The organism is Paenarthrobacter ureafaciens, assembly GCF_004028095.1.
Classification (GTDB): Bacteria; Actinomycetota; Actinomycetes; order Actinomycetales; family Micrococcaceae; genus Arthrobacter; species Arthrobacter ureafaciens.
Genome location: NZ_SBHM01000006.1, coordinates 411467 through 435268 on the forward strand (window position 1 = coordinate 411467; position 23802 = coordinate 435268).

At 64.1% G+C, this 23802-nt stretch carries 20 protein-coding genes and 3 tRNA genes; 14 read left to right on the forward strand and 9 right to left on the reverse strand.

What is annotated here, in order from left to right; genetic code table 11:
• Nucleotides 1-7 precede the first annotated feature (7 nt).
• The 3 genes from AUR_RS02985 (at nucleotide 8) to AUR_RS02995 (ending at nucleotide 1676) form a co-directional block, all read left to right on the forward strand.
• Complete coding sequence (locus tag AUR_RS02985) at nucleotides 8-1162, forward strand: PQQ-dependent sugar dehydrogenase (protein WP_062097101.1); 1155 nt, start codon at nucleotides 8-10, stop codon at nucleotides 1160-1162.
• 116 nt (nucleotides 1163-1278) lie between these two features.
• Nucleotides 1279-1354, forward strand: a tRNA-Lys gene (locus tag AUR_RS02990).
• 246 nt (nucleotides 1355-1600) lie between these two features.
• Nucleotides 1601-1676: transfer RNA gene (locus AUR_RS02995), tRNA-Lys, on the forward strand.
• Between the two features lie 72 nt (nucleotides 1677-1748).
• Here the strand turns inward: AUR_RS02995 and AUR_RS03000 are convergent.
• Nucleotides 1749-2249, reverse strand: a complete 501-nt coding sequence (locus tag AUR_RS03000; RefSeq protein ID WP_241650847.1) for a MarR family winged helix-turn-helix transcriptional regulator — start codon at nucleotides 2247-2249, stop codon at nucleotides 1749-1751.
• A gap of 86 nt (nucleotides 2250-2335) precedes the next feature.
• On the opposite strand from AUR_RS03000, the gene bcp reads away from it, so the two are divergent.
• The 7 genes from bcp to AUR_RS03035 all read left to right on the forward strand — a co-directional run bounded on the left by bcp (nucleotide 2336) and on the right by AUR_RS03035 (nucleotide 11464).
• Nucleotides 2336-2809 carry a thioredoxin-dependent thiol peroxidase gene (bcp, locus tag AUR_RS03005; protein WP_021470929.1) on the forward strand — a complete coding sequence of 158 codons (474 nt, stop codon included), beginning with the start codon at nucleotides 2336-2338 and terminating at the stop codon, nucleotides 2807-2809.
• A gap of 59 nt (nucleotides 2810-2868) precedes the next feature.
• A tRNA-Leu gene (locus tag AUR_RS03010) sits at nucleotides 2869-2950 on the forward strand.
• A 194-nt stretch (nucleotides 2951-3144) separates the two neighbouring features.
• Nucleotides 3145-4812, forward strand: coding sequence for an ABC transporter substrate-binding protein (locus tag AUR_RS03015; protein WP_128397042.1), 1668 nt, complete (start codon nucleotides 3145-3147; stop codon nucleotides 4810-4812).
• 79 nt (nucleotides 4813-4891) lie between these two features.
• Complete coding sequence (locus tag AUR_RS03020; protein WP_062097103.1) at nucleotides 4892-6397, forward strand: malate:quinone oxidoreductase; 1506 nt, start codon at nucleotides 4892-4894, stop codon at nucleotides 6395-6397.
• Nucleotides 6398-6466: 69 nt separating this feature from the next.
• A complete protein-coding gene (locus AUR_RS03025) occupies nucleotides 6467-9688 on the forward strand; it encodes an efflux RND transporter permease subunit (RefSeq protein ID WP_062097105.1) in 3222 nt (1073 codons plus the stop codon).
• 157 nt (nucleotides 9689-9845) lie between these two features.
• A complete protein-coding gene (locus AUR_RS03030; RefSeq protein WP_021470933.1) occupies nucleotides 9846-10970 on the forward strand; it encodes an LLM class flavin-dependent oxidoreductase in 1125 nt (374 codons plus the stop codon).
• Entirely contained in the window at nucleotides 10970-11464 is a 495-nt protein-coding gene (locus tag AUR_RS03035) for a MarR family winged helix-turn-helix transcriptional regulator (RefSeq protein WP_062097106.1), read from the forward strand. The genes AUR_RS03030 and AUR_RS03035 overlap by 1 nt, the downstream gene beginning before the upstream one ends.
• Here AUR_RS03035 and AUR_RS03040 read toward each other — a convergent pair.
• Nucleotides 11461-12267, reverse strand: a complete 807-nt coding sequence (locus AUR_RS03040) for a transglutaminase-like domain-containing protein (protein ID WP_021470935.1) — start codon at nucleotides 12265-12267, stop codon at nucleotides 11461-11463. The genes AUR_RS03035 and AUR_RS03040 overlap by 4 nt on opposite strands.
• Nucleotides 12268-12413: 146 nt before the next feature.
• On the opposite strand from AUR_RS03040, the gene AUR_RS03045 reads away from it, so the two are divergent.
• Nucleotides 12414-13085 carry a DUF1684 domain-containing protein gene (locus AUR_RS03045; RefSeq protein ID WP_062097107.1) on the forward strand — a complete coding sequence of 224 codons (672 nt, stop codon included), beginning with the start codon at nucleotides 12414-12416 and terminating at the stop codon, nucleotides 13083-13085.
• 10 nt (nucleotides 13086-13095) lie between these two features.
• On the opposite strand, the gene AUR_RS03050 is transcribed toward AUR_RS03045, so the two are convergent.
• A complete protein-coding gene (locus AUR_RS03050; RefSeq protein WP_062097108.1) occupies nucleotides 13096-14298 on the reverse strand; it encodes an SLC13 family permease in 1203 nt (400 codons plus the stop codon).
• 102 nt (nucleotides 14299-14400) lie between these two features.
• Here AUR_RS03050 and AUR_RS03055 point away from each other — a divergent pair, with 102 nt between their 5' ends.
• Complete coding sequence (locus AUR_RS03055) at nucleotides 14401-15249, forward strand: fumarylacetoacetate hydrolase family protein (RefSeq protein ID WP_062097109.1); 849 nt, start codon at nucleotides 14401-14403, stop codon at nucleotides 15247-15249.
• 17 nt (nucleotides 15250-15266) lie between these two features.
• Nucleotides 15267-15764, forward strand: a complete 498-nt coding sequence (locus AUR_RS03060; RefSeq protein ID WP_062097111.1) for a GtrA family protein — start codon at nucleotides 15267-15269, stop codon at nucleotides 15762-15764.
• 64 nt (nucleotides 15765-15828) lie between these two features.
• On the opposite strand, the gene AUR_RS03065 is transcribed toward AUR_RS03060, so the two are convergent.
• The 6 genes from AUR_RS03065 to AUR_RS03090 all read right to left on the reverse strand — a co-directional run bounded on the left by AUR_RS03065 (nucleotide 15829) and on the right by AUR_RS03090 (nucleotide 22223).
• On the reverse strand, nucleotides 15829-16992 hold the full coding sequence (locus tag AUR_RS03065) for a cysteine desulfurase family protein (protein ID WP_021470940.1): 1164 nt from the start codon (nucleotides 16990-16992) through the stop codon (nucleotides 15829-15831).
• A complete protein-coding gene (nadC, locus tag AUR_RS03070) occupies nucleotides 16989-17885 on the reverse strand; it encodes a carboxylating nicotinate-nucleotide diphosphorylase (protein ID WP_062097113.1) in 897 nt (298 codons plus the stop codon). Before nadC ends, AUR_RS03065 begins: the two co-directional genes overlap by 4 nt.
• A complete protein-coding gene (gene nadB, locus AUR_RS03075; RefSeq protein ID WP_062097115.1) occupies nucleotides 17878-19578 on the reverse strand; it encodes an L-aspartate oxidase in 1701 nt (566 codons plus the stop codon). The genes nadC and nadB overlap by 8 nt, the downstream gene beginning before the upstream one ends.
• A 47-nt stretch (nucleotides 19579-19625) precedes the next feature.
• Nucleotides 19626-20933, reverse strand: coding sequence for a quinolinate synthase NadA (gene nadA, locus AUR_RS03080; protein WP_062097117.1), 1308 nt, complete (start codon nucleotides 20931-20933; stop codon nucleotides 19626-19628).
• Complete coding sequence (locus AUR_RS03085; protein WP_062097119.1) at nucleotides 20930-21649, reverse strand: NUDIX hydrolase; 720 nt, start codon at nucleotides 21647-21649, stop codon at nucleotides 20930-20932. The genes nadA and AUR_RS03085 overlap by 4 nt, the downstream gene beginning before the upstream one ends.
• 100 nt (nucleotides 21650-21749) lie before the next feature.
• Nucleotides 21750-22223: an Lrp/AsnC family transcriptional regulator gene (locus AUR_RS03090; protein ID WP_021470945.1), complete on the reverse strand. Its 474-nt coding sequence runs from the start codon at nucleotides 22221-22223 to the stop codon at nucleotides 21750-21752.
• 173 nt (nucleotides 22224-22396) lie between these two features.
• Here AUR_RS03090 and AUR_RS03095 point away from each other — a divergent pair, with 173 nt between their 5' ends.
• Entirely contained in the window at nucleotides 22397-23794 is a 1398-nt protein-coding gene (locus AUR_RS03095) for an amino acid permease (RefSeq protein ID WP_062097121.1), read from the forward strand.
• Nucleotides 23795-23802 lie beyond the last annotated feature (8 nt).

Consider the following 23802-nt stretch of genomic DNA (forward strand, 5'->3'; position numbering starts at 1 on the left):
GATCGCCATGACGAACACCAGGAAGCCGGCCACCCGCGCACTGCCTGTGCTCTGCGCGCTGGCCGTGGTGCTTTCTTCCTGCACGGGAAGCCCGTCAGGTCCGGCCGGAACGTCCACGTCCGGCAGCAGCCCGGTTCCCCAAAACAGCACGACTTTTGCGACCGCCGGCCCGCCGCCAACGACCCAAACCACCGTTCCCCGCGGCGTCCAGGTTGAAGAGAAGCTCGACGTCGGCCTGCAACTGCCGTGGTCGGTCGTGTTCCTCCCGGACGGTACTGCGGTGGTCTCTGAACGCGATTCGGCAACCGTCAAGGCAATCCGGGACGGGCAGGCCACCGCTGTCGGTGAGGTTCCCGGCGTCGTGCCCGGTGGTGAAGGCGGCCTCCTTGGCCTGGCGCTTTCGCCCGGCTTCGCCACGGACCGTTGGCTCTATGCGTACTTCACCTCAAGCTCGGACAACCGGATAGCCCGGATGCAGCTGACCCGGGACGGGTCCGGGGACCTGAGGCTGGGCCCGGCAGAAGTGGTCTTTTCCGGGATCCCCAAAGCGTCCACCCACAACGGCGGAAGGATCCGCTTCGGCCCTGATGGACTCCTCTACGTTGGAACGGGCGATTCGCAGCGACGGGAGCAGCCCCAGGACCTGGAGGCACTGGGCGGCAAGATCCTCCGGCTGACACCGGAGGGACGGCCCGCACCGGGCAACCCTTTTGGCGACAGCCCCGTGTACAGCTACGGGCACCGCAACGTTCAAGGCCTTGCCTGGGACTCAGGGGGACGCCTGTGGGCGAGCGAGTTCGGGCCGGACGTCGATGATGAACTCAACCTCATCACGCCCGGCGGGAATTATGGGTGGCCCACGGTGACGGGAGCCCCTGGACGGCAGGGCTTCCTCGACGCAAAAGTCGTGTGGCCTTCAACGGGCGAGGCGTCACCCAGTGGCTTGGAGATTGTGGACGGCGTGGCGTACACAGGCGCCCTCCGGGGGCAGCGCCTATGGGCCGTTCCCCTGGACGGAGAGTCTGCCGGCACTCCTGTGGCCTTTCTCACAGGAGACTTCGGGCGGCTGCGGGACGTGGCGGCAGCCCCCGACGGTGCTTTGTGGGTACTCAGCAACAACAGAAACCCCGATTTTGCGCTGGTTTTGAGGCTGGAACGGTAGGCGCCGGGGCCAGCCGTCCGCGAATTTGCAGTTCGGCTGAAGTCGTGTAGAGTTACTTGTCGTTGCGGAGATCGCCGGGGAAATAAACCTCGTCGGAATGATCGAAAACAACAGCTGCACCTCTAGCTCAACTGGCAGAGCAATTGACTCTTAATCAATGGGTTCCGGGTTCGAGTCCCGGGGGGTGCACCAAGAAAGACCCTGAAGCGTCCAATGCTTCGGGGTCTTTTTGCGTGTCCCCGTTTTGCCTGTCCCCTGTTTTGCGTGTCCCTGTTTTGCATGTCCCAGCCGGGAGCCGGCACCGCTTCGATCGCCGGACTGTGGAGTGCATCACTGATCGGCACAAGTGGACATTGCGACCTTGGAAGTGGTGTAGAGTTATCTGTCGTTGCGGAGGCCGCTGAGGAAGAAATTCCCGCCAGGCTGAAAGCAATAGTTGCACCTCTAGCTCAACTGGCAGAGCAATTGACTCTTAATCAATGGGTTCCGGGTTCGAGTCCCGGGGGGTGCACCAAAAAGGCTCCGGATCGCTTGATGCGATCCGGAGCCTTTCCTTTTGCCCGCCCCTGCAGGAACGGGGCCAGTCTTATGCGGTGGTCTCCCCCGAGGGCTTATCCACCCCTGGCGCAGCAGTTTCATGAGCAGGCCGGATACCCACCTCTTCAGCCAACGGGACCCCGATGAGTCCGCTGACCACGATGCGGAGTTCGTCGCGGAGCCGCGCAGTGTCAACCGCAACCGGTGCAAGGACGTCCTGCTCCAACTTCACGGCCTCGGTCAGCGCCTCGCTACCGGCGGGCGTAAGGGTCACCACATGGCTCCGGCGGTCTGAATCACTGCGGTGGCGCGTCACGTGCCCATGCAGTTCGAGCCGCGCGAGGGTGGTACCCATGGTCTGGGCCTTGACCCTGGCAACCTCCGCCAAAGCGGCCTGAGTGATGGGACCCTTGGCAGCCAGGACCTGCATGGCGATAACGCCGGCGTGCGTCAGGCCAATCGACTTCAATTTCTCGTTCCATGAGATTTCCACGAGCCGCGCAGCGGTCGAAAGTAGTCGCGTCGTGGGCCATCTCTCCATATCAGGCATGTCGATAGTATATGCGCGCTAAGCATGCTTACATTGCTTCTCCGCACTAAAGTGGGTGATTGCGCACATATTTCAAGGAGCAAATCTTGGCGGAGCGACTCACCCCGGGCGACCAGGCCCCGGACTTCATTCTTCAGGACAAGGACGGCAAGGAAGTACGCCTGCAGGACTTCCGCGGCCGGAATACCATCGTGTATTTCTACCCGGCGGCCTCCACCCCGGGTTGCACCAAACAGGCCTGTGATTTCCGCGATTCCCTCGCGTCCCTGCAGGGAGCCGGCTACGAAGTCCTCGGCATCTCCCCGGATTCCGCCAAGGCACTGGCGAAATTCGCCGACACGGAGGGCCTCACCTTTCCCCTGCTCTCCGACGAGGACCACTCGGTTGCGGAGGCCTACGCAGCCTGGGGCGAGAAGAAGAACTACGGGAAAACCTACATGGGCCTTATCCGTTCCACGATCGTGGTGGATCCCGAAGGAAAAGTGGCTCTGGCCCAGTACAACGTCCGGGCAACAGGTCACGTGGCCAAGCTGCGCAAGGACCTCAAACTCGATCAGTAGCAGGTACACTGGACCCCGATGCCGCCGGTACTGCCCCTGAGGGCTGGAACCGCAGGCAAGCGCGAGTGGTGAAATTGGCAGACACGCAGGATTTAGGTTCCTGTGCCTTCGGGCGTGGGGGTTCAAGTCCCCCCTTGCGCACAGTGTTGGAGCTTTGGCTCCCTGAGGACACCCCCGGCTTTCAAAGCTTGGGGTGTCCTTCCTCAAGAAGACGGGGAACGTGTTCCACGGGCGTGTGCCGCCTGGCAACGGATTCTGCCTGCAGGACGTTCAACTAGACTGAAATGCTGTCCGGCAAAGTCGGCACCAATTCACACCAGCTTGAGGGGACAAGAGTGGCAAGCAGCAAGACGCGGCGTCTGGCGAAGCAGTGCGGCGCCCTGCTCCTGGTGATGGGACTCGCAGCGTGCACGGGAACACCCGGGCCCGCACCGTCCTCTTCCACCAGCAGTTCCACTCCCGCTGCCCCTACCGAAACGTTCAACTTCGGGACCGCTTCCATGCCTCTGGGCCTGGATCCGGCGATGACCGCGGATTCCGAGGCCTACCGGGTGACCCGTCAAGTCCTTGAAGGACTGGTGGGCGTGGACGGCTCCACCGGGCAGACCACTGCCCTGCTCGCCACCGAATGGCAGGACAGCAACAATGGCCTGAGCTACGACTTCACCCTGCGCGAAGGCGTCCGGTTCCACGACGGCACCCCGTTTGATGCAGCAGCGGTCTGTGCCAACTTCAACCGGTGGTTCACGTTCCCGGCCGCGTTGCGAAAGCAAGCACCGGGGATCTCCTTCCAGGGCGTCTTCAAGGCCTACTCCGACGAACCGGTCTTTTCCATCTACAAGGACTGTGCGGTCCAAGCGCCAAACAAAGTCCAGATCAACCTCACCCGTCCCTTCACCGGTTTCCTCCAGGCCCTGACGTTGCCGGCCTTTGCGATCTCATCGCCAACGGCCCTGGAAGCACAGAAAGCCAACATCCTTGACACCGTTCGAAACGGTCAGGCGGTGTCCGCCTACGCAGCCCACCCGGTTGGCACGGGCCCCTTTAAGTTCGGTTCATGGGATGACCAGAAGGTCACCCTGACCACGAATGAGGCCTATTGGGGAAACCGCGGGCAAATTGCCACCATCAACTTCATCCCGTATGACCGTGCCGAAACGCGGCAGCAGGCGCTGCTGGACGGGAAGATCGACGCCTACGACCTCGTGACCCCCGGGACGTTCGACCAGCTCGTGAAGAAGGGAGTCCAGATCATCCAGCGGGACCCCTTCTCCGTGATGTATTTGGGAATCAACCAAGCCGTAGCTCCCTTGGAGAAACTCGAGGTCCGGCAGGCAATCGAGATGGCCATCGACAAAGAGACGCTGATCCGGCGCTTCTTCATCGACAACACCGCCCAGGCCTCCCAGTTCGTCCCGCCGAAACTCAGCGGCTTCAACAACAACGCTCCTTCCCTGGGCTACAACCCTGAGAAGGCAAAGGAACTCCTCAAGAAAGCCGGCTACGACGGCGAGCCTTTGAAGTTCCACTATCCGCTCAATGCCACTCGGGCCTACCTCCCTACGCCCGAGAAGATCTATGCAGAGATCAGCCGGCAGCTGGTGGCCGTGGGCATCAACGTCAAACCGGTCCCGATCGATTGGGAAGACGGCTACCTCCAGAAGGTCCAGTCCCCGGGCGACCATGCCCTGCATCTTCTCGGCTGGAACGGTTCCTATGCCGACGCAGACAACTTCCTGGGTCCGCTCTTCGGTGAGCAGCGTGCCGAGTTCAACTACTTCGACGCAGACGTGTTCCACAAGATCGAACGTGCCCGCGCCTTGCCCTCCGGTGACGGCCGCAACACGGAGTACCAGTCGATCAATGCCGCGATCGCCGCTTCCGTCCCGGCAGTTCCGATCGCCTTCCCCATCTCCGCCCTGGCGCTCTCCAACAAGGTGGAAAGCTATCCCGCTTCCCCGGTTCTCAATGAAGTTTTTACGAACGTCCGCTTAAAGCCTTGACGATTCCCTGCAATTTCAGTATTGGACTCGCACGGGGATATTCTGTGACAGCCAGTGCCGCCGCTAACGGAGATTGATCGTGACCTTCATTTCCAAGACTCAACATGCCGACGTCGTCCTTATTGGCGGCGGAATCATGAGTGCCACCCTCGGTGCGTTCATCAAGCAACTTGAACCCACCTGGACCATCTCCATGTTCGAACGCCTCGGCGAAGCCGGCCTGGAAAGCTCCGGCCCATGGAACAACGCAGGCACCGGCCACGCCGCCCTGTGTGAGTTGAACTACTCCCCCGCAGCCAAGGACGGCTCCGTGGATCCCACCAAGGCGATCCACATCAACGAACAGTTCCAGTTGTCCCGCCAGTTCTGGTCCCACCTGGTGGACAGCAAGGTGATCGGCTCGCCCAAGGGCTTCATCAACACGGTCCCGCACATGAGCTTCGTGATCGGCGATGACCACGCCAACTTCCTGAAGACACGCTACGAAGCACTCAAGCCCAACACCCTCTTCCGCAGCATGGAATACAGCGAGGACCAGGCCCAGATCGCCAAGTGGGCTCCGCTGATCGTCAAGGGCCGCGACCCGAAGCAGCGCGTGGCGGCTACCCGCGCAGCGGAAGGAACCGACGTCGACTTCGGTGCATTGACCCGTGAGCTCACCGGCTACCTGCGCAGCAGCGGTGCCGAAGTGAACTTCGGGCACGATGTCACCAACATCAGCCGCGCGTCCGGCGGTGGCTGGGATCTGTCCATTAAGCACGCCAAATCCGGCGAGCACGGCAAGATCCACGCCAAGTTCGTCTTCGTGGGCGCCGGCGGCGGCGCACTGCACCTGCTCCAGGCCTCGGGCATCCCGGAGAGCAAGGGCTACGGCGGATTCCCCGTTTCCGGCCAGTTCTTCCGCTGCAACGATTCCTCCATCACCTCCCGGCACAATGCCAAGGTCTATGGCCAGGCCTCCGTGGGCGCGCCGCCCATGTCCGTTCCCCACCTGGACACCCGCTACGTCAACGGCCAGCGTTCCCTGCTGTTCGGACCGTACGCAGGCTTCTCCACGAACTTCCTGAAGTCCGGCAGCTACCTGGACCTACCTTTGTCCATCCGCCCGGGCAACATCATTCCCATGCTTGCGGTTGCCAAGGACAACATGGACCTCACGGCATACCTCATCAAGGAAGTAGCCAAGCGCCACGACGCCAAGGTCGAGGCCCTGCGCGAGTACTACCCCGAGGCAACGGGCGGGGACTGGGAACTTATCACGGCCGGCCAGCGTGTTCAGATCATCAAGAAACACCCGCAAAAGGGCGGCATCCTGCAGTTCGGCACGGAAGTCATTGCCTCACGGGACGGCTCGATCGGCGCCCTGCTGGGTGCTTCCCCGGGAGCATCAACGGCAGTACCGATCATGATCGAGCTGCTCCAGAAGTCCTTCCCCAAGAACTTCAAGGGCTGGCAGTCCAAGCTGAAAGACATGATGCCCGGTTACGGCGTAAAGCTGAACGACAACCCGGCGCTTGCCGCAGAACTTGAGGCGGGCACCGCGCGGTCCCTGCAGTTGGACAGCGCACCGGCACTTCGGAGCTGATCTCCGCACCGCCCCACGGGAACCCGTTCCCGCCAATCGAATACTCCGTAGATCTCAGGAGACTTTGCAATGTTCCGCTTGGCCACGTTGTCCCTGGGAAACCGGGCCCTGATCGCGCTGATCACCGTCTTTGCAGCGGTGTTCGGCGTGATCACCATGGGCTCGCTCAAGCAGGAACTCATTCCGTCGATTGAGTTCCCGCAGATAACGGTGGTTACCTCCATGCCGGGAGCCTCTCCCGAAGTGGTGGACAAGCAGCTCAGCCGTCCGCTGGAGACAGCCCTCAACAGCGTCGAGGGGCTCGAGTCGACGACGTCGACGTCCCGCAACGGTGTCTCCCAGATCACCATGGTGTTCACCTACGGTTCCAACCTGGACAGGGCACGCAACCAGATCGACCGTGCCATCTCCAATGCGAAGCGAGTTCTGCCGGCCGATGTGGAACCGCAGTCAATCGCCGGCAACATCAGCGACTTTCCGATCGTGTACCTGGCGGTGTCTTCGGATAAGCCGCTGAGCGAGCTGAACGCTGACCTGCAGCGCCTCAGCGTTCCACGGTTGCAGAAAATCGACGGCGTCCGGGGCGCCGACGTAACGGGCGGAGCGACCCAGCACATCCTGGTCCAGCCCCGCCCTGCAGACCTTGCCGGCTCCGGCGCGTCGGTGCAGTCCATCAGCGCGGCCTTGAAGAACAACGGGACCCTGGTTCCGGTAGGCACCATCGAGGACCAGGGCAAGACGCTGTCCCTCCAGCTGGGCAGCCCTGTCGATTCCCTGGAGATCATCAAGGCACTGCCACTGGAGAGCGCAAAGGGAGCGGCCACCATCGGAAGCGTCGCCGATGTCAGCATCGAGGACGACCCCGCCACCTCGATCACCCGCACCAACGGCAAACCGACACTGGCGCTGTCGGTCACGAAGAAGCCTGAGGGCGACACCGTGGCGATCTCCCATGCCGTGCGTGAGGCCCTGGCGCCCATGGAAGCGGAGCTGGGCAGCAACGCCGCCTTCACCCCCGTCTTTGACCAGGCACCCTTCATCGAGAAGTCCATCAAGGACCTCACTACCGAGGGACTTCTCGGGCTCGGTTTTGCGGTGGCCGTGATCCTGGTGTTCCTGATGTCCGTGAGGTCCACCTTGGTGACCGCGGTTTCCATTCCGTTGTCGCTGCTGGTCACCTTCATCGGCATCTCCGCAACCGGCTATTCACTGAACATCCTGACCCTGGGTGCGCTCACCATCGCGATCGGCCGGGTGGTGGACGACTCGATCGTCGTGATTGAGAACATCAAACGGCACCTGAGCTACGGCGAGCACAAGCTGACGGCCATCGTCACCTCCATCCGCGAAGTGGCCGGAGCCATCACTGCCTCGACGCTCACCACAGTTGCCGTGTTCCTTCCGATCGCCTTCGTCGGAGACCTGGCGGGCGAGCTGTTCCGGCCCTTCGCCTTGACGGTCACCATCGCGCTGCTTTCTTCCTTGCTGGTCTCGCTGACCATCGTCCCCGTACTTGCTTATTGGTTCCTGGCGTCCCCGTCAGCGAAGAGCACGCCGCCTGCCGCAGGCGCTGCAATCCCCGATGCAAAGACCATTGCCGCACGGGCGAGGGAAGCCGAGCAAAAGAGCAGGCTCCAGCGCGGTTACTTGCCGATCCTGGCCACAACGCAGAAACACCCTGTGATCACACTGAGCGCCGCGGCACTGATCCTGGTCGCCACCGTGGCTGTTTCTCCCCTGCTGGCTACGGACCTGCTGGGACGTTCCGGGGAAAACAGCATGACCGTCCGGCAGGTCCTGCCTGCCGGTACCAGCCTGGACGCCACCAGCGCGGAAGCTGCCAAGGTGGAGGACCTCCTCAGGGGCACGGAGGGCATCAAGGACGTCCAGGTGACCTCCGGCAACGCCCAAACGGGTTTTGCCGCGCTGACCTCCACGGGCGCTTCCAACTCAACGTTTACCGTGGTGACGGACGAGAAGGTGGACCAGAAAAAACTCCAGGACAATGTCCGCAGCAAGCTTGAAGGCCTGCCGGGAAAGATCACCGTAGGATCCCAGCAGGGCGGGTTCGGCACATCCTCCACCGTTGACATCACCATCAGGGCTGCGAACTCGGCGGACCTGCAAACGGCCAGCGATGCCATGGTGAAGGCCATGGAAGGCGTTCCGGGCAGCACCGAAGTGGCTACGAACCTTGCAGCCAGCCAAGCCGTGGTCCAGGTACGCGTGGATCGGGCAAAGGCCGTGGCCGCCGGCCTCACCGAGGAACAGGTGGGTGGCTTCCTGGCGTCCACAGTCAGCCCGATCCCGGCCGGAACAGTGCGGATCGACACCAATGACTATCCGGTCCGGATCGGCAAGGGAACACGCTTCACCAGCATCGCTGCGGTGCGGGCCCTCCAGCTGCCGACTGCGCGCGGTCCAATCGCGCTGGAGTCCATAGCCGCCGTCGAGCAGGTTGACACGCCGGTTTCCATCACCAGCAGCAACGGCCAGCGCACGGCCAAGGTGACTGTGACGCCGTCGGGCTCAAACCTCGGCAGCGTCAGCACTGCGGTCCAGGAACGTCTCGCCTCCGTAGAGCTGCCCGCGGGAGTCACAGCCACTATCGGTGGTGCCACCACCCAGCAGGCGGAGTCCTTCCGGCAACTTGGCCTGGCGCTCCTGGCTGCCATCGCGATCGTCTATGTGATCATGGTGGCCACCTTCAAGTCCCTCATCCAGCCACTGATCCTGCTCGTTTCGGTGCCGTTCGCGGCCACCGGCGCGGTGGGACTGCTGTTGCTCACCGGAGTTCCCCTGGGACTGCCGTCCCTGATCGGCATGCTGATGCTCGTGGGCATCGTGGTGACCAACGCAATCGTCCTGATCGACCTCATCAACCAGTACCGCAAACCGCATGACGGCAGGGCCGGCATGAGCGTTGCCGAGGCGATCACCCATGGTGCCCGCCAGCGCCTGCGCCCCATCCTCATGACGGCCTTGGCCACCGTGTTCGCCCTGACTCCCATGGCGCTGGGTTTGACCGGCGGCGGCGGGTTCATCTCCCAGCCTTTGGCGATCGTGGTGATCGGCGGGCTGATCTCCTCCACGGCGTTGACGCTGGTCCTGGTTCCCGTCCTGTACAAGCTCGTGGAGGGCCGCAGGGAGAAGAAGGACCTGCAGAAAGCCCTGCAGGTCCGGCCCGATGTTCCTGCCGGGAACGGCGGCAGCGATGCCTTCGCCGACTGGACCACGGGGGCCGTGCCCCGGATCTCGGGGCGCCGGGCGGCCCACAACCCCGCCGAATAGCGCCTCACTGCCCATCTCTCAGGGCCGGGAACATTTCCCGGCCCTGCCCTGTTACACACAGCGATACATGCAAATGCATCTATTTTCAGCTACACTGTGACATATGGCCCCCCTCAATCCGGAGGCCTGAACCACGGGCAGGGAGAAAGGCAACACCATGCAGATCGGCGTCTTCAGCGTCAGTGACATCACCACTGACCCCACCACGGGCCGCACCCCCACCGAACACGAGCGCATCAAGGCCTCCGTAGCCATTGCCAAGAAGGTCGAAGAAATCGGCATGGACGTCTACGCGTTGGGCGAGCACCACAACCGGCCGTTCTTCTCCTCCTCCCCCACCACCACCCTGGCCTACATCGCGGCCCAGACCGAACGCATCACGCTCTCCACGGCCACCACCCTGATCACCACGAATGACCCGGTGAAAATCGCCGAGGACTTCGCGATGCTGCAGCACCTGGCAGACGGCAGGGTGGACCTGGTCCTGGGCCGGGGCAACACCGCCCCCGTCTACCCCTGGTTCGGCAAGAACATCCAGGACGGGATCGAACTGGCGATCGAGAACTACAGCCTGCTGCGCAAGCTGTGGGACGAGGACACGGTGAACTGGTCCGGCAAGTTCCGCACCCCGCTGCAGAACTTCACGTCTACACCGCGCCCGCTCGACGGCGTCGCCCCCTTCGTCTGGCACGGCTCCATCCGCACGCCGCAGATCGCGGAAGTGGCTGCCTACTTCGGAGACGGCTTCTTCGCCAACAACATCTTCTGGCCCAAAGAGCACTACCAGCAGCTGATCGGCCTGTACCGCGAGCGCTACGAGCACTACGGGCACGGCAAGGCAGACCAGGCGATCGTCGGCCTGGGCGGGCAGTTCTTCATGCGGAAGAACTCGCAAGACGCGGTGAAGGAATTCCGCCCTTACTTCGACAACGCACCCGTGTACGGACACGGCCCGTCGCTGGAGGACTTCACCTCGCAAACGCCGTTGACCGTCGGCAGCCCGCAGGAAGTCATTGAGAAGACCCTGACGTTCCGTGAGTTCTTCGGTGACTACCAGCGCCAACTGTTCCTGATCGACCACGCCGGCCTGCCGTTGAAGACGGTCCTGGAGCAACTGGACCTCTTCGGAGAGGAAGTCCTTCCGGTCCTGCGCAAGGAGTACGCTGCCTTGAAGCCGGCCCACGTTCCGGACGCCCCGACGCACGCCTCCCGCGTGGCCGCAGCCCTGGAGGCCAACGTCAGCGAGTCCGCTGCCGCCGGAACCGCTGGTCGGGAGTCCTGATGTCCGGCCCTTCGGCTTCCTCCACAGTCCGACTTGCCGCCGAAACCTGGGAGTCGCTCTTCCGCTCCCAGGTGGCGGTGATGCGGAAGCTCCAAGCCGGTTCGGCGTTCAAGTCGTTGCCGGTCAACGAGTACGACGTCCTTTTCACGCTATCGCGCTGCCCTTCGGGCCAACTGCGGCTGAACGAGATCAACGACAAAGTGCTGCTGAGCCAGTCGAGCCTGAGCCGCTTGGTGGACCGCCTTGAAAAGCGGGGACTCGTGGAGCGGACAACAGCCCCCGACGACGGCCGCGGAGTCCTGCTGTCCCTCACGGAGGCCGGGCGCGAGTTGCAGAAGTCGATCGGCCGCGACCACGTGCGGGAAATCGCCCAGTTGGTAGCACCGGCGCTCACGGCCGAAGAGCAACGCGAGCTGCTTCGCCTGACGGACAAGCTGCGGGCATCCGTCGCCGGGCACCAGCAATCCGGCACGGGCGCCCGGCCGCTGGCCTAGCCGAGGGTTATCAGCTGCCCGGGGTCTTCCACGGGCAGCTCACCTTCCACGGTTGCGGCGACCTTCAGGGTCTTGAGCGTGAGGCTGCCGCCGACCGTTGAAAGGAACGCGGTGTCCGAGGAGTCCCTTCCGGCGGTGATGCGCAGCATGGCTTCGCGCGGAGCCAACCCTGTGGGGTCGATCACGTGCCACGCGCCATCGATGTACGCTTCCGCGACTGCGTGGAAGTCCATGGGGCTGAGGCCGGGGGCGTAGACGGCGGCCAGGCGTGCAGGCACGTCCTTGGACCGCAGGAGCGCGATGGCGAGGTGTGCAAAGTCCCGGCACACGCCGCGCCTGTGGAGCAGGGTCTCTACAGCCCCGTCCGTGCCCCGCGAGGACCCGCTGACGTAGCGCAATTCACCGTTCACCCAGTTGCGCACGGCCTCGAGCAATCCGGCACCTTGCATCGTTCCGAACTCTGCATAGGAAGTGGGCAGCAAACGGTCCGACTCCGCGTAGCGGCTGGGACGGACATAGCGGATAAGTTCCATCGGGTCCGCACTGTCCGCTATTCCCCGGCCAACCACGTCCGCACTGTAGTTCACCGTGACTTCACTGGGCTCGCTGAATTCCATGTATTGGAACCGCCCGCCGTGATGGTCCTGCAATTCCTTGTAGGGCACTTCTGTCCCCCCGCATTCGATGGCGAGGGTCTCGCTCAGCGACTCATAGCCAGGGTTGGCGGCTACGGCGATGGCCATGGCAACTTTGGTGTTCGCTGCTGTCTTGAAGACGAGTTGGGCAGATACGTGGCGTTCCATTGGTCTCCGGAAGGTCGCGGCGGGCTGGGTGTAGTGCCGCTGTTGGGGTCAGGGGCCAACGCAGGGCTGCGGGTTGGCCTCCAGCGACAGTAGCACCTACCGGGCACCGGGCTTTCACCGCCGTCGGCGGGGGCTAGGCTGTGGTCATGGCTCCCGAAGAAAACGAAGAATTCGACGACGGCGTCTCCACCATCTCCGCTGTGGACATCGTGGACTGGCGGCTGCGGACCTTCGCCCTGTATGACGAGGTCCGGAAGCTTGCAGCGACGGACCCTTTCGATGCCCATAACCACTGGCGGCACGAACGTGACCGCATGTTCGCCACGCATCCCGCCTCAGCGCTGACGGACGCGATGAAAGCTTCCTTCGCCGGGCTACGGACCGCCGATTATGATCCCTCCTTCCGGATGTACGCCCCGTTGCTGCCGGAAGGCGTCGGCGAGGAAATGAACGTCTCCACGGGAACGGACGGCGTGGTCCCGTTTGTACGGATCGGCACGTTCGAGTTGCCGGGCCTGGGTTCATTGGCGGCTTGGCGGCTGCGCAGCTACGGTGGCGGCATCTTCGTGCCGTTCCGTGATGCCACTGCCGGCAAGGAAGGGGGCAGCTACGGCGCTGGACGCTATCTCCTGGACACGATCAAGGGGTCCTTTCACGGACTCCGCCACGCTGGTGTGGAGCAGGAATTCATTCTCGACTTCAACTTCGCCTACAACCCGTCGTGTGCGTATGACGAAGCGTGGGCCTGCCCGTTGGCGGGACCGGCGAACAGGTTGGCGGCGGAAGTGCCGGTGGGCGAGCTATATCTTCCGGCCTAGTCCCTCAACGTCATGCCACTCGAGCCGTGAGGGCCAGCAAGGCCACTGCGGCCACCAGGGTCACGGGTGCGACGATCATCCCGTACAGCGCAAAGCCCCGCCAGCTGATCAGCACGTTCATCTTGCGCAGGCGGTCATGCCACAGCAGGGTGGCCAACGAGGCCCACGGAGTAATAAGAGGCCCGGCATTGACCCCAATGAGCAGGGCCGCCGTCCGCAGTGGTGTGTCCGCGAGCGGTTCCACCAGCAAGTAGGCCGGGAGGTTGTTCACGACGTTGGACGCCAGGGCGCCCGTGGCAGCAAGCCGCAGCAGTTCGGGAAAACCCTCACCCCTGCCGGCCACTTGGCCTGCCAGCTCGGGCAATCCAAGGTAGCGGGCGGCCTCCATCACCAGGAACAGCCCTGAGGTAAAGAGCAGCAAGGACCACGGGACCAGATTTATGGTGAGTGAGCGGGGCCGACGGAACCCGAACAGGGCCAGCAGAGCGACGGCGGCGATGGAAGCCGGGAGCCACACTGGAAGCCCCGACACCAAAGCCGGTAGCAGCAGTACCAGTACCGCGGCCGTCCCCGGCAGCAGGATGCGGTCCGCCCGGTGCTTTCCAGGGATGGAGGTCCGGGAACCGGGGTCGATCATCTTCTTTGGACCAGGGGCATACCTTCGTTGCAGGTCACGCCGGAAGACTACTGCGATGAAGGCTAGCGGAATGATGATGGCCGCCAGCGAAGGGGCCCACATCAGCGTTGCGAACCCGGCAGGACTGATCCCGTCAAGGTTGTGCTGGGCCAAGAGGTTGGTCAGGTTCGATACCGGCAGGAGCAAGCTCGCTGTGTTTGCCAGCCATACGGTCGCCAGTGCGAAGGGAAGGACGGGCAATCCTGTCTGCCGCGTCACCGTGACCACCACGGGAGTCAGCAGCACCGCCGTGGTATCGATGGAAAGGAAGATGGTGCTCAGGACGGCCATGGCCGCCAACAGCAGCCACAAAACGTAACTGCGGCCGCTGGCCCATCGACGGATCCGGTCAGCACCCCATTGGAAAACACCGGCATCGCTGGCCAGGTCGGTGACCACGGTCATCGCCGCGACGAAACCCATGATGGGCCCCACGCGGGCAACCAGGACCTGCACTTCGGACCACGGAAGAATCCCTGTTACTACGGCCACTGCTCCGGCTGCCAGCAGGGCCGCCCCTATGATCGCGAGGCGCATGAACTGGATTCTATCCATGTGCTGCCGGCTTCTTTACGCGCCACGTGCGGGTCCCGTTGGGGAGTGTTCGGGCCGGCCCCGCAGAGGACGTAGGATGTCTTCATGACTTCCCCGCTTCCCCGGCGCATCGCCCGCATCCAACCTTTGGAACCGAACAGCCCCGACGAGCAATTCTTCGCCGCCAACGATGCGCCCGACTTCGACTCCGACGAAGGAAAGCGCTGGACGCTGGTGCAGTCCCCGTTCCCGGGATCCAGGGCCAACGCAGCGAGTCCCGGAAGGCCCGGCTGGGAAGTGGGCGCAGTGGTGGAGGAAGCATCATTCCGCTTCCTGGCACCGTCCGTCCCTGTCAACGTTTTCGGCATGGCCCACAACACGGGCCAGCCCGGCCGGGACTTGCCTCCGCAGGCATTCCACAAGGCGGCTTCCAGCGTGATCGGGCCAGGCGATGCCATCCAGCTGAGCTCCGCAGTGGGCTACGTCGACCCCGAAGCCGAGCTGACCGTCGTCGTGGGTTCCACCGCCCGGGGCCTGACCCTGGAAACGGCGAGGTCGGCAATCCTGGGCTACACCATCGGAAACGACGTTTCCGCCCGCGACCTCCAGAAGACCGATGAATTGTGGATCAGCGCCAAGAGCCAGGACACCTTCACTCCTGCCGGCCCGTGGATCGTCACCGCACTCGACGACTCGGACCTGGAAATCAGCATCGTCCACAACGGCAACCAACTGACGCCGGCCAGTTCCGCCGACCTCGGTTGGAAGGTGGAGGAGATCATGGTCTACCTGACGTCCTTCATGACATTGCGGCCGGGCGACCTGGTGCTCACCGGTTTCCCGGCAGAGTGCGCCCGCATCCAACCCGGGGATACGGTGGCGTGCCGCGTGGAGGGCATCGGGGAGCTCCGGAACCCTGTCATCGCCGCACGATGGGAAGGTCCGCACGCATAGTGTGCAAGGCTTAAGCCATGGAGACTGCCGCGGAAACCACTGAGCCGCGGCACGCCACCTCCGGAACCCCCGCGGTACGGCACCGCCTGAACAGGCGAAAAGGGCTCCTGCGATACCCGGTGATCCGGCAGCTCATCCGCTTCACCGGCGTCGGGATCATTTGCACCGCGAGTTCGCTGGCCATCTACGCGATGCTGCGTCCCTGGGTTGATCCGCAGATCGCCAACGCAATCGCGCTGGTCCTCACCTCGCTCCTGAATACGGCGCTGAACCGCAGGCTGACCTTCAAGATCACGGGAAGCAAGCGGCGGGCGAATGACCATTTGAGCGGCGTCATTGTGATCCTCGTAGCCTTGCTCATCACCGGCGGGAGCCTCGGCATCCTGCATCTCCTCCGGCCCGAGGCGACCGTCAGCGAGGAACTTTGGACAACGACGCTCTCCGGCTTTGTTGCCACCGCCGTCCGGTTCACCCTCCTGCGGCACTGGATTTTCCGCCGCGCCCGCCACGTCTAGCAGCGCACCCAACTGCGTCGCAATTGTGCACGTTTTGACGGGTCAAAACGTGCACAATTGCGACCTACTTGGGGTGGTTTACCAGGTTGCGGACACGCCCGACGGCGGCAGCCACCGCTGCGGCTGCATGCTCCAGTTCGGCAGCGGTGACGGCAGAGGTAAAACTGAAGCGTACGGCAGTCTGTGCCGTTTCAGGGCTGATGCCCAGTGCCAGCAACACCGGTGACGGAGCATCGGAACCAGCTGCGCAGGCCGAGCCGCTGGAGCACACCACCCCGAGCCGTTCAAGCTCCAGGAGCACGGATTCCCCGCTGGTTCCCGGGAAGCAGAACGACGCAACCGAGGGCAGGCGCCGGGACGGATGGCCGGTGAGGACGGCTCCCGGCACTGCTTCCCGTACCGCGGCGATGAAGTTGTCGCGCAGGGCAGCCACGTCCGCAGATGCGGCAGCGGCTTCGGCGTGGCTCAGGTTCAATGCTGTCGCGACCGCAACGGCACCGGCAACGTTCTCGGTTCCCGAACGCCGGCCCCGTTCCTGCCCTCCTCCGTGGATCAGCGGTTCCAGACGCAAGCGCCCCTTGGTGAAAAGCACGCCCGAACCCTTGGGCGCACCGAGCTTATGCCCGGACAGGCTGAGGGCATCCACACCGAGGGCTTTCACATCGAGGGGCAACCAGCCCGCGGCCTGGACGGCGTCCGTGTGGAACGGGATATGTAACGCGTGAGCCGCCCGGGCAAGGTCCGCCACGGGTTGGACAGTGCCCACCTCGTTGTTGGCGTACATGATGCTGACCAAAGCCGTCTCCCGGCGGAGGACCGCGCCGAGGGCTTCCACGGTCACCAGCCCGTCGCCGTCCACCGGGACCACGTCAACGGTGAAACCGTGGACGCGTTCCAAGTAGCGCGCCGATTCCTCCACTGCCGGATGTTCGACGGCGCTGATGACCACGCGGTTCAGGGACGGGTCTGCTGCCTGCCGTGCCAGGGCGATGCCTTTGACGGCAAGGTTGTCCGCTTCAGTGCCGCCGGACGTGAAGGTGATTTCTCCGGCGCGGCAGTCAAGGACCTTCGCAACGGCGGACCTGGCGTCTGCGAGCGCGGAGGCAGCGGCTTCACCCAGGCTGTGGTGGCTGGATGGGTTGCCGAATTCGCCGCTGAGATAGGGCCACATGGCTTCCAACACTTCACGGCGGACCGGAGTGGTGGAGGCTGCGTCCAGGAAGATCATGGCCGGACGGGGTCGGTTCCCGGCGCGATGTCCAGCTCGACATCCAGCCCCAGGTCCAGCGCGGCCACGCTGTGCGTGAGTCCACCGATCGAGACGACGTCAACTCCCGTCGCGGCGATTTCCGCCACCGTGTGCAGGTTGACGTTGCCGCTTGCTTCGACGATCGCCCGTCCGTCCACTTGCTTCACCCCGGCACGAAGTTCCTCGGGAGTGAAGTTGTCCAGCATGATGGTGTCCACACCCGCTGCCAGGACGGGCTCAATCTGGTCTGCCCGGTCTACCTCCACTTCGAAGTGGGTGGTGTGGCCCAGCTGTGCTTTCGCTGCCGCCAGAAGTGCGGTGAGCTTCTTCGGATCCCCGCCCGTCATGACGGCGAGGTGGTTGTCCTTGGCCAGCACGGCGTCGGAGAGGCTGTAACGGTGGTTCGCTCCCCCGCCGCAGCGGACGGCGTACCGTTCCAGGACACGAAGCCCTGGGGTGGTCTTGCGGGTGTCGGTGATCCGGGCCCGGGTTCCCTCCACCAGACGGACGAATTCGGCGGTTTTCGTAGCAATTGCGCTCATGCGCTGGACCAGGTTGAGTCCCACCCGTTCGGCCATCAGGACTGAACGCGCGCTGCCGCTGACCCGCGCCAGGTGGGTGCCGGCGTCGAACGTGTCACCGTCCCCGAGCAGGAGCTGAACGTCAGTGTCCGGGTCGATGAGTTTCATCGCGTCGCGGAAGACGGTTCCACCGCTCAAGACTCCGGGGACACGGGCGTTGAGGACTGCGGTTGCGCGGGCGTCCGCGGGGATCAACAGCTGTGAGGTGATGTCTCCGTTGGGCGCGTCCTCGGCGAAGGCACGCTCCAGGATGTCCCGGACGGCCGCCGCGGGGAGGGTGAGGTTAGTCATGGACGAGGCTCGCTTTCGGGCTCATGGAGTGTGGCTTGTCAGAATGGTCGACGACGGCGGGTGCGGCCGCTGTGTCGCTTCGGTAGTGCGCTCCCAGGGATTGCCGCCGTGCCCGTGCCGCCCGCACCAGCAGTTGGGCGGCCAACAGGAGGTTGGCATCCTCGTGCGCGCGGACATCGGTCGAAGCGACGCCGGCTGCGGGAAGCGGGCCGTCGGCCCAGGCATCCAGGGCGGCCTCCGCCTCGGCCAGCAGCACTCCGCTGCGAAGAACCCCGGCCTTGGCCGTCATGAGCCGCTGCAAGGCGCCCCGGGAAAACGGCTCAGTCCCCGCATATTCCGACGGCGGCCGAGCCCCGTCCGCGGGTGAGGGGGTCCCGGCAGCGTGCGTCAAGGGGAGGCCGCCCGCGGCCGAGCCAGCACGCAGAGGGACCGCATCAACCGCTGCCCTAACTGCCCGCCGCGCAAACACCAGCCCCTCAAGCAACGAATTACTTGCCAGGCGATTAGCCCCCTGCACACCGGTACAGGCAACTTCACCGGCGGCATACAAACCGGGAACAGAGGTCTGCCCGTGCAGGTCCGTCACCACGCCGCCCATCCAGTAGTGGGCCGCGGGCGCCACGGGAACGGGTTCCCTGGTCCAATCGAAGCCCGCTTCACGGGTGCGTTGGGAGATGGTGGGGAAGCGCTTCTCGAGGAAGCCGCTGCCGCGTTTGGCTTCGATGACTGTGGCATCAAGGAACACGTGTCCGTTGGGGTCCCCCAGGGCAGCAAGGTGCAGGGCGATGCTGCGGGAGACAACGTCACGGGGAGCAAGTTCGGCGTCGGGATGGTAGTCAGGCATGAACCGCTGACCGAAGGCGTCCAGCAGGAGCGCACCCTCGCCCCGCACGGCTTCCGAGATCAGCAACGGCTCCGTCCCACCCGGTGCTCCGGCTGGACGGGCCAGGCAGGTGGGGTGGAACTGGAAGAATTCCAGGTCGGACACGGCTGCTCCGGCCCGCCACGCCAACGCAAGTCCGTCGGCAGTAGCCACGGACGGATTCGTGGTCTGGGCGAACAGTTGCCCGGCTCCCCCGGTAGCAAGCAGGACGGCATCGGCTTGGACGGTGACCGGCTGACCATCCTGCACGTAGGCCACACCGGAGATCCGGCCATCCGTTTGGACCAGGGAGGTGGCGTGGGCCCGGCTCACTACCCGGATCCGCCCGGCAGACCGGAATTCGAGCACGCTGCCAATCAGCGCAGCCGCCACCCGGGCGCCTGTCGCGTCGCCACCGGCATGCAGGATGCGCGGCGCGGAGTGGGCGGCTTCGAGCCCCAAGGCGGGGTCGCCGTCGTCGTCGCTGTCGAAGCGCACGCCGAACCGGACCAATCCGGCAATATCTTCCCGCGCCTCGGTGCACAACACCCGGACCGCTTCAGGGTCGCAGTGCCCGGCACCGGCCTTGAGGGTGTCCTCGATGTGGGCTGCCACGGTATCTCCGGGGGCAGGCTCCTCCAGGACGGCTGAGATGCCGCCCTGGGCAAACCAGGTATTGCTTTCCTCCAGCCCGCCTTTGGTCAGCAGCGTCACCTGGGCTCCGGCCTCGGCTCCGAGGAGGGCTGCGTAGAGTCCGGCGATGCCGCTGCCGAGGACGATCAACGTCCGGGCGTCCGCGGGATGCGCGGCGGAGATGGGGTTCGAGGTCATGCGGGTCTCGATTCGGCTAGTCCGGGAATCCGGTGGTCTGCACCTGGTCAGGCCGGCTTGGCTGCCAGCATGCGCTCGAGCGCGATCTTGGCGTTGTCCTGCACAGCGTCGTCCACGGTGATGCGGTTGACGATCCGCCCGGCCACGAGTTCCTCAAGCACCCAGGCGAGGTAGCCGGGGTGGATCCGGTACATGGTGGAGCACGGGCAGATGACGGGGTCGAGGCAGAAAATGGTGTGTTGGGGGTTTTCCGCTGCGAGCCGGTTCACCATGTTGATCTCGGTACCGATCGCGAACGTGGTGGGTTCGGTCGCGGCAGCGATGGCCTTCTTGATGAAGTCGGTGGAACCTGCCGAATCGGCGGCGTCCACCACTTCCATGGGGCACTCCGGGTGGACAATCACGTTGACGCCCGGGAAGTCCTGGCGCGCCTTCTCGATCTGGGCCACATTGAAGCGCTTGTGCACGGAGCAGAAACCGTGCCAGAGGATCACCCGGGAGTCCACGAGCGTCTGTGCGTCGTTACCGCCCAGCTCCTTGCGGGGGTTCCACATGGGCATCTGTTCCAGCGGCACGCCCAGGGCCTTCGCTGTGTTCCTGCCCAGGTGCTGGTCCGGGAAGAACAGGACACGCTGACCCCGCTCGAAGGCCCACTCCAGCACGATTTTGGCGTTGGAGGACGTGCAGACGATGCCCCCGTTGCGGCCGCAGAAGGCTTTAAGCGCAGCCGAGGAATTCATGTAGGTCACAGGGATGACCGGGACCCGGCCGTGTTCGTCGGTGTCGGTGCCGAAGATTTCCTCCAGCTGTTCCCAGCATTCCTCCACGGAATCTTCGTCCGCCATGTCCGCCATGGAGCAACCGGCAGCAAGATTGGGCAGGATGACGGCCTGTTCAGGCGTGGAGAGGATGTCCGCGGTCTCGGCCATGAAGTGAACGCCACAGAAGATGATGGCTTCTGCATCCGGCTTGGTGAGTGCCGCGTTGGCCAGCTGGAAGGAGTCGCCCACGAAGTCGGCGTACTGAACCACTTCGTCACGCTGGTAGAAGTGGCCCAGGATCACTGCCCTGTCCCCCAGCGCTTCCCTGGCGGCACGGATCCGCCGGTCCAGCTCGGCCTCGGAGGCCAGCTTGTACTCTTCGGGCAGCTGGCCCTGGCGCGGGGTTGCCAAGGGGGCGACGTCGGCGCTGGAGGCACCCGGGCCGTATGCGGGGACACCGGCCAGGGATTCGGCGAGGTCGTACTCCCAGGGACCCTTCGCCAACGCCGGGCTGCAAGTGGCTCCTGCGCCCGATGAGCCCTTTTCGGCTTCCTCGCGCGTGATCAGCTGGACGGCAGTGTTGACGCTGCTCATGGTGTACTCCTGTTATCTGGCCCAAGGCCGGGCGTTCCGGTGAAGCGGTAGAGGCGGGGTGGGCGGTGTTTCCCGCCCTGCAGGTATTCACCGGTCTCTTCAATGTCCGGTGTGCTTTTGATTTGCCGGCGGAAGTTGGCCGGATCAAGTTGGCGGTCCAGGACGGCCTCGTAGACCTCGCGGACTTGTGCCAGCGTGAAGAACTCGCCCAGCAGGTGGTAGGCGATGGAGCCGTAGGCCATCTTGTTGCGAAGGCGCCACAGGGCGTAGTCCACAATCGCGTTGTGGTCGAAGGCCAGTTCCCCGAGCCTGTCCGCCCGGAACCACCGCACGTTTTCCGATTCGTCGGCGAGCGCAGCTTCGGTCGGGCGGACCAGCGCCCAGTAGACAATCGAGACGACGCGTTGGCTCGGAGACCGGTGCAGCCCCCCGAACGCGTACAACTGCTCCAGGTACTGCGGAGCCAGGCCTGTGGTCTCCCGCAGGTTCCGCGAGGCCGCATCTTGGAGGGATTCGTCGTGGGCGAGGGGTCCGCCGGGGAGCGCCCACTGACCTTTGTAGGGTTCGCGGATCCGGCGCACCAGGGGCAGCCAGAGGGTGGGGCGTCCGGACTTTTCGCTGGGCCGCAGCGCAAAAATCACCGTTGAAATAGCCAACGACGGCGGTGCAAGGCGCCGTTCGGCGACGTTCGCGGAGTTGACGTTCACGGCGTTCACCTCGCTTCATCGCCGTACGGAGCCGGGCTCCGTTTAGTTAAAGTCAGATTGACTAGAACTAATGGTACGACTCGCCGGCCCAGGCTCAAAATGCCTTGCGTCACATAGCTTTCGCGGCAGCCTCCATCAGCGGCAGGGTGCGGCCTTGGATGTGGCTGTTCAGCACGATAACCGAGGAGCAGCGGACCACTGACTTGGTGGCGATCATGGCATCGAGCACCCGCTGCATGTCCGGGTTGGAACGGGCCGCTATGCGCACCATGAGGTCCGAGTTTCCGGTCACGGTGTGAACCTCGATGATCTCCGGAATGGCACTGAGGCTCTCGATGATCGCGTCATGGCCGATTTCCTGGGTGATGGTCACCGAACAAAAGGCCACGACGGGGAAGCCGAAGTTGGCCGGATCGGGCTGCGGCACCCAGGAACCAATGACGCCGTTCTCGATCATCCGGTCGATCCGGGACTGCACGGTGGCCCTCGCTACCTTCAGAACCCTTGACGCTTCCAGCACGGAAGATCGCGGCGAGTCAGTGAAGAAACGTACAATTTTTGCATCAAGATCATCGACCAGCATCAAAGTTCCTGTCCCCGGGGAATCATTACGCATCACTTCGCTACGGCAAAAAGTGATGTATCTTACAAACTGCGAGAATTATTCCACGGCTCTTGCCGCGTCGTCGACGCCTGCGTGCCATCCCAAGAGGAAAGCACGCCAAACCTGATGAAACCCATAGAAGGTAGACACGTATGACAATGAAGTCCATGACGGCTCCTGCTCCAACTTCCGGCCTCGGCCATTCACTCAAGCCCCGCCAGCTCACCATGATGGGCCTGGGCAGCGCTATCGGCGCAGGCCTCTTCCTTGGCTCGGGAGCGGGCGTCCAAGCGGCAGGCCCGGCCGTCCTGATCTCCTACCTTGTTGCCGGAACACTGATCATCCTGGTCATGTGGGCCCTGGGCGAGATGGCAGCCGCGAATCCCAACAGCGGCGCATTCTCGGTGTATGCGGAGAAAGCCCTCGGCAAGACCGCCGGCGGCACCATCGGCTGGCTCTGGTGGCTGCAGCTTGTAGTGGTGATCGCAGCCGAAGCGCTTGGCGCCGCGGGGCTGCTGTTCTCCGTGTGGCCGGTGGTGCCGGTCTGGGCATTGGCCCTGATCTTCATGGTGGTCTTTACCGGCATCAATCTTGTGGGCGTGCGCAACTTTGGCGAGTTCGAATTCTGGTTCGCCATCCTCAAGGTGGCCGCGATCGTGATCTTCCTGCTCATTGGCGCAGCACTGCTGCTCGGCTTGCTCCCGAGCGCCCCCTCCCCCGGACTGTCAGCATTCGGCGACTTCGCTCCGAACGGCATCGGCGGCATTGCGGCGGCATTGTTCGTGGTGATCTTCGCCTTTGGCGGCACGGAAATCGTCAGTGTGGCTGCAGCAGAAACCGAAGATCCTGCCCACAGCGTAGGCAAGGCCATCCGCACGGTGGTCTGGCGGATCCTGGTGTTCTACATCGGCTCCGTGTTCGTCATCGCCGCCATCCTGCCCGTGGGGTCCGAGGGCCTGAAGTCCCCGTTCGCCGGAGTACTGGACCTGGCCGGCATTCCCGGGGCAGGTGCAGCCATCACCCTGGTGGCAGTCGTCGCGCTGCTCTCAGCATTGAACGCCAACCTCTACGGCGCGTCCCGCATGGTGTTCTCGCTGTCCAGGCGCGGTGAGGCTCCGCGCTTCCTGTCCCGGCTTAGCCCGGCCAAGGTGCCGGTGGCCGCCGTCGGAGTTTCCGTCGCTTTCGGCTTCATTGCCACCGTCCTGGAGTTGCTCTTCCCCGACCTGGTCCTGCCTGCGTTGCTGAACCTGGTTGGTTCCACCTGCCTGGTGGTCTGGGGCATTGCCCTCGTCTCGCAACTGATCCTGCGCCGCAGGGCGGACCGTGAGGGAACTGAGCTGCCTTTGCGCATGCAGGGCTTCCCGGTCCTGACCATCGTGGGCCTGGTGCTCCTGGGCATTATCTTCGCCGTCGGCTTTGCCAACCCGGAGAGCGCGGCCCAGCTCTTCGGCACTGCCGCGCTGATCCTGGTCATTGCGCTGGGTTGTTACCTCAACGCCCGGTCCAAGGCGGGAAAAGCCCGGGCCGAAGAAACTGACGGCGCCGTGTAACCGACAGG